The organism is Acidimangrovimonas sediminis, from assembly GCF_002871005.1.
GTDB lineage: Bacteria > Pseudomonadota > Alphaproteobacteria > Rhodobacterales > Rhodobacteraceae > Acidimangrovimonas > Acidimangrovimonas sediminis.
Map to the genome: position 1 here is coordinate 186,251 of NZ_PHSN01000004.1, position 13,140 is coordinate 199,390.

Here is a 13,140-nt window from a genome sequence, read left to right on the forward strand (position 1 = left end):
AAGAGGCTCGGGGCGTGATCCGGGAAGGAACGAGAGTGGCCGCCAGAGACGAGACGGCAAAGGACGGAACCGGACGGACGGCCGAGCATGTCGCCATCATCATGGATGGCAACGGCCGCTGGGCCAGCCAGCGCGGCTGGCCGCGACTGGTTGGCCACCGGCGCGGCGCGGAGAGGGTGCGCCAGATCGTCAACGCCTGTCCCGATCTCGGCGTCCGCTGGCTGACGGTCTATGCCTTTTCCACCGAGAACTGGAAGCGCTCCACCGAGGAGGTGCTGGGCCTGATGGGGATCTTCTCGCGCTACATCCAGCGCGAGGCGGAGAAGCTGAACGCCGAAGGGGTGCGTGTGCGCTTCATCGGCGAACGCAGCCGCCTGGACCAGAAGCTGCAGCGCCTGATGGCGGGGATCGAGGCCCGGACCGCAGCCAACACCCGACTGAACCTGACCGTGGCGATCAACTACGGCGGTCGCGACGAGATGCTACGTGCGATGCGCCGCCTGATTGCCGAGGGCGCCGATCCCGACACCTTGACCGAGGCGCGGATCGCCCAGGCGCTCGACACCCGGGACCTGCCGGACCCGGACCTGGTGATCCGCACCTCTGGCGAGACGCGGGTGTCGAATTTCCTGCTCTGGCAGGCGGCTTACGCGGAATATGAATTCGCGCCCACGCTGTGGCCCGATTTCACGCCCGAGGAACTTGCCCGGATCCTCGACCGTTTCGCCGGGCGCGAGCGCCGCTACGGCGCGGTGATGTGACGAGGAGAGGCCGAGCATGGCGGACGCGGCGGCGACGGCCCGGTGGGGAGACCTTAAGGCACGGATGATCTCGGGGGCGCTGATGGCGCTGGCGGGGGTTGTTCTGGTGCGGCTGGGGGGGTGGTACTTCGGCACGTTGGCGGTGCTGGCGGGCGGTGTCATGACCTGGGAGCTGGCGCAGATGATGGGGGCGGGCCGCGCGGCGGTGCCGCTGGGCGCGCTGACGTCGATGTCGCTGCTGTCGGCGGCGCTTATCCCGCCGGACACGGCGCTTCTGCTGATCCTCGTGGCGCCAGCGATCGGCGCCTGGGTGGTCCTGAAGGACCGCTGGATCTTCGGCCTCTACGCCCTGGCGACCACGGTCGCGGCCTATGGCCTTTACTGGTTTCGCGACGTCTACGGTGGAACCTGGCTGTTCTGGCTCATCCTCGTTGTGGTCGTGACCGATGTTTTCGGGTATTTTGCCGGGCGGATGATCGGCGGTCCGAAGTTCTGGCCGAAGGTCAGCCCGAAGAAGACCTGGTCGGGCACCGTCGCCGGCTGGATCGGGGCGGCGCTGGTGGGGACGGCCTTCCTGTTCTTCACCAACGCGGGCACCGATCTGCCGTGGATCTCGGCGCTGGTCGCGCTGGCCTCGCAGATCGGCGACATCGCGGAGAGCGCGATCAAGCGGCGGGCGGGGGTCAAGGACAGTTCGAACCTGATCCCCGGGCACGGCGGCCTCCTCGACCGCTTCGACGGTCTCCTCGGCGCTGCGCTGATGATGCTGCTGGTGTCGCTGATCGTCCACGTTCCCACGGTAAGGATCTGAGAGCCATGCGCAGGGTCACAATCTTCGGCTCCACCGGCTCGATCGGGGAGAGCACGGTCGACCTCGTCTCGCGCGCGGGGGATGTGCAGGTCGTGGCGCTGACCGGTGGGCGCAACGTCACCCGGCTGGCGGAACAGGCGCGGGCGCTGAATGCCGAGCTGGCGGTCACGGCGCATGACGATTGCTACGACGCGCTGAAATCCGCCCTCGCCGGGTCGGGGATCGGCGTCGCCGCGGGGCCGCATGCGCTGGCCGAGGCCGCAGTCCGGCCCGCCGACTGGGTGATGTCGGCGATCGTCGGCGCGGCAGGCCTGGTGCCGGGGTTCCGGGCGCTGGAGCAAGGTGCGACGCTGGCGTTGGCGAACAAGGAAAGCCTGGTCACCGCCGGCCCCCTGCTGCTGGCCGAGGCAAAACGCCACGGCGCCACGATCCTGCCGGTCGACAGCGAGCATTCGGCGGTGTTCCAGGCGCTGGCGGGCGAGAACATCGACACCGTGGAGCGGGTGATCATCACCGCTTCGGGCGGGCCGTTCCGCAGCTGGGACGCAGAGAAGCTGAAACACGCGACCCCCGCGCAGGCGGTCGCACACCCCAACTGGGACATGGGGCAGCGGATCTCGATCGATTCTGCCAGCCTTTTCAACAAGGCGCTCGAACTCATTGAAACGCGGGAGTTCTTCGGCATCGAGCCGGAGCGGATCGAGGTGCTGGTGCATCCGCAGTCGATCGTGCATGCGCTGGTGGGCTTCATCGACGGCGGCATTTTGGCGCATATCGGGCCGGCCGACATGCGCCACGCCATCGGCTACGCGCTGAACTGGCCCGAGCGCCGGGCGCTGCCGGTGGAGCGGCTGGACCTTGCCAAGATCGCCACGCTGGAATTCCAGGCCCCCGACGACAGGCGTTTCCCCGCGCTGAGACTGGCGCGCGAGGTGATGGCGATCGGCGGCCTTGCCGGGGCGGCCTTCAACGCGGCGAAGGAAGTGGCCCTCGACGCCTTCATCGCGCATGCGCTGTCCTTTCCCGCGATGGCCGAGGTGGTGGAAGAGACGCTTGCCCGGCTTTCGCGCGATCGTGGCCTTACTCTTGCCCCGGACAGCCTTGTAAACGTGCTGGAAATGGACCATCTCGCCCGAAGGCGGGCGGAAGAAGTGATCCGCGAAAGGCAGTAGAGAGGACGGGCGTTGGATATTCTGGGGCTGTTACCTTCGACCGATGGAATTCTCTATCAGGCCGTCGCCTTCATCATTGCGCTGGCGATCATAATCACCGTCCATGAGTACGGCCATTACATCGTCGGGCGCCTGTCGGGCATCAAGGCCGAGGTCTTCTCGCTCGGGTTCGGGCCGACGCTGTTCTCCATCCACGACCGGCAGGGCACCCTGTGGCGGATCGCGCTCCTGCCGCTGGGCGGGTACGTGCGCTTTGCCGGCGATGCCGATGCGGCCTCGGCCCGGGGCGAAAGCGGCGAGATCGCGGCGATGACCGCGCAGGAGCGGCGCCAGACCATGCATGGCGCGCCGCTCTGGGCGCGGGCGGCGACGGTGCTGGCGGGACCGATGTTCAACTTCATCCTGTCGACGCTGATCTTCGCGGGCATGTTCCTGTACCAGGGCGTGCCCACGGGCCAGGCCGTGATCGGCAAGCTTCGCGCGCTGCCGGGGGTCGAGGGCCAGGCGGCGCAGAACTTCGCCCCCGGCGACAAGATCGTCTCGGTCGCGGGCAAGCCCACGCCGACCGGCACCGATTTCGCCGAGGCGGCGGCCGGGCTGACGCCCAGTCCGACGGTATCCTACGGGATCGAGAAGGACGGCAGCACGAAGACCGTCGACGGCCCGTACCCGATGCCGCCGGTGGTGGCGGGGGTGACGCCGCTTTCCGCCGCCTCCGACGCCGGCCTGCGCGATGGTGACGTGATCACCGCGGTCGACGGCACGCCGATCTATGCCTTCAGCCAGCTGCAGAAGGCGGTCTCCGGTTCCGACGGCAAGCAGCTCACCCTCGGGGTGTGGCGCGACGGCGAAAGCCGGCAGGTCACGCTGACCCCGCGCCGGACCGATCTGCCCACCTCGGGCGGCGGGTTCGAGACGCGCTGGCTGATGGGCATCAGCGGCGCCTATTTCTTCGACCTCCAGACCCGGTCCCCCGGCGTGGTAGAGGCGCTGAAGATGGGGGTGCAGCAGATCTGGTACACGGCGCAGACAAGCCTTTCGGGCCTCTACCATGTCGCCACCCGGCAAATCAGCGCCTGCAACCTGCGCGGGCCGATCGGTATCGCCGAGACCTCGGGCGCGGCGGCGGCGCAGGGGCTGACAACCTTCCTGATGTTCATCGCGGCGCTGTCCGCGGCGGTCGGCCTTCTGAACCTGTTCCCGGTGCCGATCCTCGACGGCGGGCACCTTGTCTTCCACCTGTGGGAAGCGGTGACCGGCCACCCGCCGAGCGAGCGGGCGCTGCGTGTGCTGATGGGCGGCGGCCTTCTGATCATCATCGCGCTGATGACCTTCGCGCTGACCAACGACGTCACCTGTCCGTGACCGCCGCCGTGCGGTAGGACGGCGCAAGGTTGCCGGAGGACAGGGGGCGCCGAAGGGCAGGGGGCGCCGGAGAACAGGGCGAAAAGAACGACAGGGATGCCCGGCGGAACGCCATGAGGGCGCCCGGGATCCGCCGTATTTGCGCCATATTCCGCGCTTATCCGGGAGCGGGCAATAGTGCCCTGCGGGCGGCGCGGTCGCCCGCGAAGACGCCCACGAGAACGCCCCTGACGAGGTGACAAGATGCAGTTGGTGATGAGCGGCTATCGCGGCCTTTCCCTCCTGGTGAACATCAATTTCGACCGGCTGTTCGTGGCCGGGACCATCGTCGTCGGTCTGCTGGCCGGTGCGTTCCTGGGCTCGGCGCTCGCCGGTCTCTGATTCCCCGCGCCGCGCCCGGGGCGCGGCCTTCCGGGGGGCGGCGGCGACGCCATGACGCCCGGGCGACACCGCGCTGACGGGACCATGCCCGAAACCAGGCAAAAAGCCGTTCCGTTCCGCAGATTTCCCCCCACCGAAGCGCCTCCAGCATTTTGACATCCCCCCCCATACCCGGTATTCAGGGAAGGATAAGAAAGCAGAGGCGGGGACAGCAGATGCACGACACTTGGGGTTGCCAGGCGGCTTGCGCACAAGATCGCGGGGCCGGGCGTCTTCGTAGGGCTGGGCACAAGACCGGCGCTGCGCGCGTGATGCTGATGTCGCTGTTCCTTGCCACGACGTCGGGCTCGGCGATTCTGGTCTCGGCGCCGGCGGCGATGGCGCAGGCCTACCGGTTCACATCGGTCAAGGTCGAGGGCAACCAGAACATCGAGACCGGGACGATCCTGTCCTACCTCAAGCTCAAGCGCGGCCAGACCGTCAGTGCGGCGGACCTGAACGACGCCTACCAGCGGATCGCGGGCACAGGCCTCTTTCAGAACGTGACGCTGACGCCCTCGGGCTCCACCCTGATCATCAAGGTCACGGAATATCCGACGATCGGGCAGATCGCCTTCCAGGGCAACAGCCGGTTCAAGGACGACGAGCTCAAGAAGATCATCAAGTCGGTCGCGCACCGGGTCTACTCGCCGACCCAGGCCGAAAGCGATGCGGCGACGCTGGGCGAGTTCTACCGCGCCAAGGGCCGGTACGCGGCGATCGTGACGCCGCGGGTGATCAAGCGCCCCGACAACCGCGTCGACCTTGTGTTCGAGATCCAGGAAGGCAAGACGACCGAGGTGCAGCGCCTGTCCTTCGTCGGCAACCGCAGCTTCTCGGACCGGCGGCTGCGGCAGGTCCTGGCGACCAAGCAGGCCGGCATCCTGCACCAGTTCATCCAGTCCGACAGCTACCTGCGCGAGCGGATCTCGGAAGACCGGCAGAAGCTGACGCAGTTCTACCAGCGCCGCGGCTTCATCGACTTCCAGATCCTCGACGTGGCGTCGGAGCTGAAGGGCAACCGTTCGGGCTTCTTCCTGACCTTCACGGTGCAGGAAGGTCAGCAGTACAAGTTCGGCAACATCTCGGTCTCGAGCAATGTCGAGGGGCTCGACGCCGCGCCCTACCGCAAGCTGGTCGAGGCGCAGCAGGGCAAGCTCTATTCCCCCGTGCCGATCAAGGACACGATCGAGAAGATCGAGAACCAGATCGCGCAGCAGGGCATCAACTTCATCTCGGTCGACCCGAAGGTGACGCGCCACAATGCCGACGGCACGCTGGATGTGAACTTCACGCTGGTGAAGCGGGCGCGGGTTTTCGTGCAGCGCATCGACATCGAGGGCAACACGACCACGCTTGACCGCGTGATCCGGCGGCAGTTCCACACCGCCGAAGGCGACCCCTTCGATCCGCGCCGGATCCAGGCGGCCGCCGACCGCGTGCGTGCGCTCGACTATTTCTCGGACGTGCAGGTGACGACCAAGCCGGGCTCCTCGCCCGACAAGGTGATCGTCGACGTCAACGTCAAGGAAAAGCCCACCGGGTCGCTGACCTTCGGTGTCAGCTACAACATCGACAGCGGCATCGGGGCGGCGATCAGCTTCGGCGAGTCGAACTTCCTCGGCCGCGGGCAGAAGCTGAACTTCACGCTCAATACCGGGGTCGACAACGCAAGCTCGTCGATCTCCTTCACCGAACCGTTCCTGCTGGGCCGCAACGTCGCCTTCGGGTTCGACGCGTTCTATACGCGGCAAAGCTATGACAACACCTATTACGACAGCCGTTCGGTCGGGCTGCAGCCCAGCCTGACGTTCCCGATCTCGAACAACGGCCGGCTGGAGCTGCGCTACCGCGTCTCGTCCGACCGTATGAACAACATCGACTCGGATGCGACGACGGCCTCGTCGGTGCTCAAGAGCGAGGAGGGCACCAAGACCAGCTCCAGCCTCGGCTATACCTACAGCTTCGACTCGCGGCGTACCGGCCTCGACCCGAACGACGGGGTGGTGTTCAAGTTCGGCCAGGATTTCGCGGGCTTCGGCGGCGACACCAAGTACATCAAGACCTCGGCCATGACCGGCGCGCAGACCCGGATCTGGAACGACGAGGTCACGCTGCGCGCCACGCTGGAAGGCGGAGTGCTCAGCATGCTCGACGAGCAATCGTCGCGCGCGGTGGATCGCTACTCGGGCGCATCGAAGATCCGCGGCTTCAAGGCCTGGGGGATCGGTCCGCGTGACCTGAGCGCCTCGAACCAGGACGCGCTCGGCGGCAACAAGTACGTGTCGCTGCGGCTTGAATCGGAATTCCCGATCGGCCTGCCGGAGGAGTACGGCATCACCGGTGGCCTGTTCTGGGACTTCGGCTCGGTCTGGGGGCTGAATTCTTCGGAATACAACATGCTGGATGCGGCCTCGCAGGACACGGCCAAGTTCCACCTGCGCTCGGCGGTCGGTTTCTCGATCTTCTGGACCACGCCGATCGGTCCGCTGCGGTTCAACTTCTCGAAGGCGATCAAGAAGGAAAGTTACGACCAGCCGCGCAGCTTCGACCTGACGATCTCGACCAAGTTCTGAGGAGGCGGGAGAGATGGCTGAGCGGATCCACCGCGGGGCCTTCAGATTTCGGAAGGGGGCCGCGACTGCGGCCCTCTTCGCGCTTGCGGGGGTCCTTGTGCTGACGGCCGGGGCGGCCACGCCCGCCGCGGCGCAGGTCGCAAATTACTCGATGGGGCAGCCGGTGGACGGGGACAATGCGGCACCGCAGACCCCGGTGCTGACCCTCGACCAGGATCGGATGTTCAGCCAGTCGGATTTCGGCAAGCGGGTCGCCAGAAGCGTGCAGGACGCGCAAGCCCAGCTTCTGGCCGAGAACCGGCGGATGGAGGCGGGCCTTTCGGCGGAGGAAAAGACCCTCACCGAGGAACGCAAGACCATGGCGCCGGACAAGTTCCGCAAGCTGGCGGACGATTTCGACACCAAGGTGCAGAAGATCCGCCACGACCAGGACGCCAAGAACCGCATCATCCAGGCTTGGCGCACCGCGGAGCGTCAGCGATTCTACGAGGCCGCGTTGCCGGTGCTGGGGCGGCTGGTGCGCGACAGCGGGGCGGTGGCGATCCTCAACAGCCAGGCGGTGTTCCTGTCGTTCAAGACGATCGACGTGACGGACCGCGCGATAGAGCGGCTGAACGAGAGCCTCGGCGACGGGGCCAAGGGCGCCCCCAAGCTGGATCTCTCGGCCAAGCCGCCGCCGGCGCAGGGGCCGGGGTCGGGCTCGGGCGGGGTACAGCTTCCCAAGGAGGTGACGATTCCCGGCGTGGGGCAGGCGGTCGCACCCAACGGCGCCGTGCCCCAGACCGATGCCGGCGGCGAGACGACGGCCGACCCCACCGCCGGTGACGGCGGCGCGCCCGCCGGCAAGGGCAATTGAGGCGGGCAGGCCGGTATCGCGGTTCGGGGGGCATGGTTCGTTATCTCGGTCCGGCGTCGCGCTCAGGCCTCCGGCTCGACCGGGCGCAGGACAGCCGCGGGAGGTCTGAAAATCGGGACGGGGGAAATTCCCACCCCCCGCGCGGCTTGCCAGCCGAACACGCTGTTGCTATCGAATGCCGCACATTCGGGCGCCATTGCGGCCGACACGAACAAAAGACGCATCACGACCTGCCCTGAGTGCAGGGCCGCCAGAGGAGACCGAGATGACTGACGCCCCGATCACCGAGGCCGATCTTGCGCTGATCAAGCGCATCATCCCGCACCGCTACCCGTTCCTCCTCGTCGACAAGGTACGCGACATCGTGGCGGGCCAGTCCGCCGTCGGCGTCAAGAACGTGACCGTGAACGAGCCGCATTTCCAGGGCCACTTCCCGGATCTGCCGATCATGCCCGGCGTCACTATCGTCGAGGCGATGGCACAGACGGCGGGCGTTCTGGTGGGGATCACGATGGATCTCGTGGACAAGCACCCGCTCGTCTATTTCATGAACATCGACAACTGCAAGTTCCGCCGCAAGGTCGTCCCGGGCGACGTGCTGGAGATGCACGTGACGGTGAAGCGCGGCGGCGGCGGCAGGATCTGGAAGTTCCTCGGCGAGGCCAAGGTCGACGGCGACCTCGCGACCCAGGCCGAGTTCACCGCGATGATCGACCTGTCACGCAGCGAGGCGGCGGCCAGGGCCGGGAGCGAGGGATGAGCGTCGATCCCAGCGCGCAGATCCACCCCTCGGCGGTCGTCGAAGAGGGGGCGGTGATCGGCCCCGACTGCGTCATCGGCGCCTTCGCGCTGGTCGGGCCCGAGGTCACCCTTGGCCGCGGAGTTGTGTTGAAGAACCACGCCGTGGTCACCGGCTGGACGGAGATCGGCGACGAAAGCGTGATCTGGCCCTTCGCGGTGGTCGGCGAGGTGCCGCAGGACCTGAAATACAAGGGCGAGCATACCCGCCTCGTCGTCGGAAAGCGCAACCGCATCCGCGAGGGCGCGACGCTGAACATCGGGACCGAGGGCGGCGGCGGCATCACTCGGGTGGGCGACGACAACCTGTTCATGACCGGCGCCCATGTCGGCCACGACAGCCAGGTCGGCAGCCGGGTCGTGATGGTCAACCAGTCGGCGCTGGCCGGCCATTGCCGGATCGGCGACGACGTGATCATCGGTGGGCTGTCGGGTATTCACCAATGGGTGCGGATCGGCAAGGGCGCGATCATCGGCGCGGTCACCATGGTCACCAACGATGTGATCCCGCACGGCCTGGTGCAGGCGCCGCGGGGCGAACTCGATGGCCTCAACCTCGTGGGGCTGAAGCGCAAGGGCGTGGCGCGCTCGGACATCACCGCGCTGCGGGCCGCCTACCAGATGCTGGCGCAGGGCGAGGGGCCGTTCCTCGACCGCGCCCGCCGGCTGGCCGACGAAACCGACAGCGACTACGTCCGCGAGGTGACGGATTTCATCCTCGCGCAGACCGACCGCTCTTTCCTGACGCCAAGATGACCGGGCAGGCGACAGAGGGCCGCCTTGCCCTGATCGCGGGGATCGGCGCGTTGCCCGCGCTTCTGTCGGGGGCGGAGCGCGCGGCGGGGGGCGACCCGCTGATCTGCGCGCTGGACGGGACGCCGCCCGAAGGGGTGGAGGCCTCGATCACCTTCCGGCTGGAGCGGCTGATGCCGTTTCTCGACCAGCTCGAGGACGAGGGCGTGACCCGGGTGGCGTTTGCCGGCGGCATGCGGCGCCCGGCGCTGGACCCGATGCTGTTCGATCCGGCCACGGCACAGATCGTGCCCGCGCTGGTGCCGGCGCTGCAGGCGGGCGACGACGCCACCTTGCGCGCCATCCTCGGGCTGTTCGAAGAGGCCGGATTCTCGGTGGTGGGGGCCGATGCGATCGCGCCGGATCTGGTGCCGGGCGCGGGCCTCCTCGGCCCGTTCCGGCCCTCCTCGGACGATGAGCGCGACGCGGCGCGGGCCGCCGAGATCGTCGCGGCACTTGGCGCGGCGGATGTGGGGCAGGGCGCGGTGGTGGCGCAGGGCCTCTGCCTCGCGGTCGAGGCGCTGCCCGGCACCGATGCGATGCTCGACTTCGTCGCGGCCACCTGTGGTGGGCTCAGGCCCGATCCGGCAGGGGCCAGGGGCGTGTTCCACAAGGCGCCCAAGCCCGGACAGGAACGCCGGATGGACCTGCCCGCGCTGGGGCCGGAGACTGTGCGCCGCGCCGCCGCCGCCGGACTTGCCGGGATCAGCTGGGAGGCCGGGGGCGTCCTGCTGCTGGGCCGCGATGCCGTTCTGGCCGAGGCCGAGGCCGCCGGACTGTTCCTCTGGTCGCGGGAATGAAGCTTTTCCTAATCGCCGGCGAGGCCTCGGGCGACCGGCTGGGGGCTGCGCTGATGGCGGGGCTGAAGGCGCTGCTGCCGAAGGTGGAATTCCTCGGCGTCGGTGGGCCGCTGATGCAGGCCGAGGGGATGGAAAGCCTCTTCCCGATGGAGGAGCTTTCGGTGATGGGGCTGGCCGAGATCGTGCCGAAGTATCCCGCGCTCCGCCGCCGGCTGATCGAGACCGCCGACGCCGTGGTCGCGGCCGCGCCCGAGGCGCTGATCACCATCGACAGCCCCGATTTCTGCCTGCGCGTGGCGCGCCGGGTGCGGGCCGTGCGGCCGGCGCAAAAGACGATCCATTACGTCGCGCCCTCGGTCTGGGCCTGGCGCCCGGGGCGGGCGGCGAAGATGGCCGAGGTGATCGACCACGTTCTCGCCCTGCTGCCGTTCGAGCCACCCTACATGGAAGCCGCCGGCATGACCTGCGATTTCGTCGGTCACCCCGTGGTGTCCGAGCCGCGCGCCACCGCCGCGGAGGCGCAGGCTTTTCGCGCCGCACGGGGGATCGGCGACGCCCCCCTCGCGCTGGCGCTGCCCGGTTCGCGCCGGGGCGAGATCGGGCGGTTGGGCACGGTGTTCGGCGATAGCCTTGCGGTGCTGGCGAAGGCGCGGCCCGGCCTGCGCATCGTACTGCCGACATTTCCTCACCTGGCAGAGACGGTCGGCGCGATGGTGGCGGGCTGGCCGGGCGACACGCTGGTAACGGTCGATCCGGCAGAGAAGCGCGCGGCCTTCGCGGCGGCGGATGTGGCTCTGGCGGCGTCGGGGACGGTCTCGCTGGAACTGGCGGCGAACGCGGTGCCGATGGTCATCGCCTACGATTTCAACTGGCTGACCTGGCAGATCATGAAGCGCAAGGCGCTGATCGACACGGTGACGCTGGTCAACCTCGTCGCCGAAAGCCGGACGGTGCCGGAATTCCTGGGTCCCGAGTGCCGGGCGCCGGGGATCGCGGCGGCGCTGGAGCGGCTGCTGGCCGAGGGGCCGGAGCGGGCGGCGGAACGCGCGGCCATGGCACTGACGATGGAGCGGCTGGGACTGGGCGGCGAGGCGCCGGGAATGCGGGCCGCACGGTCGGTGATCGCCGCGCTGGAGACCCGCGCCTGAAGGTGTGACGGCCTCCGATGGCGCATTTCTTAGATTAAGCAAAGAACTGGGCTGCACTCCTCATGCAGTGCACAAGAAAACCAGATCAACTCATTGATCCATCGGGATAAGCCCGAGCCCGCGCAGGTAGATCATGATGCCGGCCTCCAGCAGTTCCTCGGGCGGAAACGGCGTGCGGCCGCCGGGGTTGCCGCGGGCGAACAACTCGACCACGCCGTGGCTCATGGCCCAGACATGGGCCGAGAACATCGCCGCAGGGGGCCGCCGGTCTGGGGGGATGCGTTCGGACAGGCTGGCCGCGGCACGTTCGAGAACCGCGTTGCAACGGCCCGCCGCCTGGGCCAGCTCGGCGTTCGATTGCAGCGACAAACCGCTTTCGAACATCGCCATGTAATGCCCGGGAAAGCGGCGTGCGAAGGCGAGATAGGCGCGCCCCGTCGCCTCGAACGCGGCCAGTGCGGTGGGCTTGCCGTCGTTATAGGCGTGTTCCATCAGGTCGGCGAAGATCGTGTAGCCTTGGCGCGCCACCTCGGCGATCAATTCGTCGCGGCCGGCGAAATGGCGGTAAACCGCGGCCGGCGTGACACCGGCGGCCTTGGCCGCTTCGGACAGGGTGAAGCCCTGGGGGCTTTTCTCGGCGATCAGGTCGAGCGCCGCGTCGACCAGGGCCTGGCGCAGGTTGCCGTGGTGGTAGCCCTGCTTAGGCATGCCAGACGTCCGGCCCGCCGCAGATCGACGTGTCGATGGCGCCGATCGCCTCGAAATCCTTTCCGGCGTAGTCCATCCCCGACAGGACGACCTGGATCGTCGCGATCCGCACCCGGTACTTGTCGTCCGAACGGATCACCGTCCAGGGCGCCTGGGGCGTGTGGCTGCGGCTCAGCGTCTCGCGGATCGCGTCGGTATAGGCATCCCAGCGTTTCAGCCCCTCGACGTCGATCCAGCTCAGTTTCCATTGCTTCAGCGGGTCCTGCTCGCGCTGGAGGAAGCGGCGCAGCTGTTCGGCCCGCCCGACGTTCAGCCAGAACTTCATCAGGTGAATGCCCTCGTCCACCAGCATCGCCTCGAACCCCGGGGCCTGACCGAAGAAATGCTCGCGCTGCGCGTCGGTGCAGAAATCGAAGACCTTCTCGACCACGCCGCGATTGTACCAGCTGCGGTCGAAGATCGCGAGCTCGCCACCCGCGGGCAGGCGGCGGATGTAGCGCTGGAAATACCACTCGGTCGCTTCACGGTCGGTGGGTTTCGACAGGGCCACCACATTGGCGACGCGCGGGTTCAGGTTCTCGCGCAGGCGCTTGATCGTCCCGCCCTTGCCGGCGGCGTCGCGGCCCTCGAAAACCAGCGCCACGCGCTTTCCGGTGGCCTTCACGTCGGCCTGCAGCTTGACCAGCTCGACCTGCAGCGCGGCCATGCGGTCCTCGTAGTCCTTCTTCTTCATCCAGGCGTCGTAGGGATAGGAGGGGTCTATGATCTCGCGCTTCTTTCCCTCCTCGATCGCCTCGCGGATCTCCTTCGGAGCGTCATCCTGGAAGAAGGCGCTGATTGCGCCGTCGAAGGGGAGTGCCATGCCGTCCTCGTCCGTACCCAAGGGTTTTGCTTTACTATGGTGTTTGGCCGGGCGAGGGCAAGCGCGGGCAC

The 13,140-nt window shown here is 67.9% G+C and carries 13 protein-coding genes; 11 read left to right on the top strand and 2 right to left on the bottom strand.

What is annotated here, in order from left to right; all coding sequences use genetic code 11:
- Nucleotides 1-101 precede the first annotated feature (101 nt).
- The 11 genes from uppS (at nucleotide 102) to lpxB (ending at nucleotide 11,499) form a co-directional block, all read left to right on the top strand.
- A complete protein-coding gene (gene uppS, locus CVV76_RS03105) occupies nucleotides 102-761 on the top strand; it encodes a polyprenyl diphosphate synthase (protein WP_102223422.1) in 660 nt (219 codons plus the stop codon).
- 16 nt (nucleotides 762-777) lie between these two features.
- A complete protein-coding gene (locus CVV76_RS03110) occupies nucleotides 778-1,572 on the top strand; it encodes a phosphatidate cytidylyltransferase (protein WP_102223159.1) in 795 nt (264 codons plus the stop codon).
- Nucleotides 1,573-1,577: 5 nt separating this feature from the next.
- The gene (dxr, locus tag CVV76_RS03115) at nucleotides 1,578-2,744 is read left to right on the top strand and encodes a 1-deoxy-D-xylulose-5-phosphate reductoisomerase (RefSeq protein ID WP_102223160.1); all 1,167 of its coding nucleotides are present in this window, start codon (nucleotides 1,578-1,580) and stop codon (nucleotides 2,742-2,744) included.
- 12 nt (nucleotides 2,745-2,756) lie between these two features.
- Nucleotides 2,757-4,109, top strand: a complete 1,353-nt coding sequence (gene rseP / locus CVV76_RS03120; RefSeq protein ID WP_102223161.1) for an RIP metalloprotease RseP — start codon at nucleotides 2,757-2,759, stop codon at nucleotides 4,107-4,109.
- A 243-nt stretch (nucleotides 4,110-4,352) separates the two neighbouring features.
- Nucleotides 4,353-4,490, top strand: coding sequence for a hypothetical protein (locus tag CVV76_RS25145; RefSeq protein ID WP_199178481.1), 138 nt, complete (start codon nucleotides 4,353-4,355; stop codon nucleotides 4,488-4,490).
- Nucleotides 4,491-4,807: 317 nt separating this feature from the next.
- On the top strand, nucleotides 4,808-7,105 hold the full coding sequence (gene bamA / locus CVV76_RS03125) for an outer membrane protein assembly factor BamA (RefSeq protein WP_233192695.1): 2,298 nt from the start codon (nucleotides 4,808-4,810) through the stop codon (nucleotides 7,103-7,105).
- Nucleotides 7,106-7,118: 13 nt separating this feature from the next.
- Nucleotides 7,119-7,961 carry an OmpH family outer membrane protein gene (locus CVV76_RS03130; protein WP_102223163.1) on the top strand — a complete coding sequence of 281 codons (843 nt, stop codon included), beginning with the start codon at nucleotides 7,119-7,121 and terminating at the stop codon, nucleotides 7,959-7,961.
- Nucleotides 7,962-8,226: 265 nt separating this feature from the next.
- Nucleotides 8,227-8,721: a 3-hydroxyacyl-ACP dehydratase FabZ gene (fabZ, locus tag CVV76_RS03135; protein ID WP_102223164.1), complete on the top strand. Its 495-nt coding sequence runs from the start codon at nucleotides 8,227-8,229 to the stop codon at nucleotides 8,719-8,721.
- Entirely contained in the window at nucleotides 8,718-9,515 is a 798-nt protein-coding gene (gene lpxA / locus CVV76_RS03140; protein ID WP_102223165.1) for an acyl-ACP--UDP-N-acetylglucosamine O-acyltransferase, read from the top strand. The genes fabZ and lpxA overlap by 4 nt, the downstream gene beginning before the upstream one ends.
- A complete protein-coding gene (locus CVV76_RS03145; RefSeq protein ID WP_102223166.1) occupies nucleotides 9,512-10,351 on the top strand; it encodes an LpxI family protein in 840 nt (279 codons plus the stop codon). Before lpxA ends, CVV76_RS03145 begins: the two co-directional genes overlap by 4 nt.
- Entirely contained in the window at nucleotides 10,348-11,499 is a 1,152-nt protein-coding gene (lpxB, locus tag CVV76_RS03150) for a lipid-A-disaccharide synthase (protein WP_102223167.1), read from the top strand. Before CVV76_RS03145 ends, lpxB begins: the two co-directional genes overlap by 4 nt.
- 90 nt (nucleotides 11,500-11,589) lie before the next feature.
- Here lpxB and CVV76_RS03155 read toward each other — a convergent pair whose 3' ends face one another.
- Together CVV76_RS03155 and ppk2 are read right to left on the bottom strand one after the other, a co-directional pair.
- Nucleotides 11,590-12,207, bottom strand: coding sequence for a TetR/AcrR family transcriptional regulator (locus CVV76_RS03155; RefSeq protein ID WP_102223168.1), 618 nt, complete (start codon nucleotides 12,205-12,207; stop codon nucleotides 11,590-11,592).
- Nucleotides 12,200-13,069: a polyphosphate kinase 2 gene (gene ppk2 / locus CVV76_RS03160; protein WP_102223169.1), complete on the bottom strand. Its 870-nt coding sequence runs from the start codon at nucleotides 13,067-13,069 to the stop codon at nucleotides 12,200-12,202. The genes CVV76_RS03155 and ppk2 overlap by 8 nt, the downstream gene beginning before the upstream one ends.
- Between the last annotated feature and the right edge of the window lie 71 nt (nucleotides 13,070-13,140).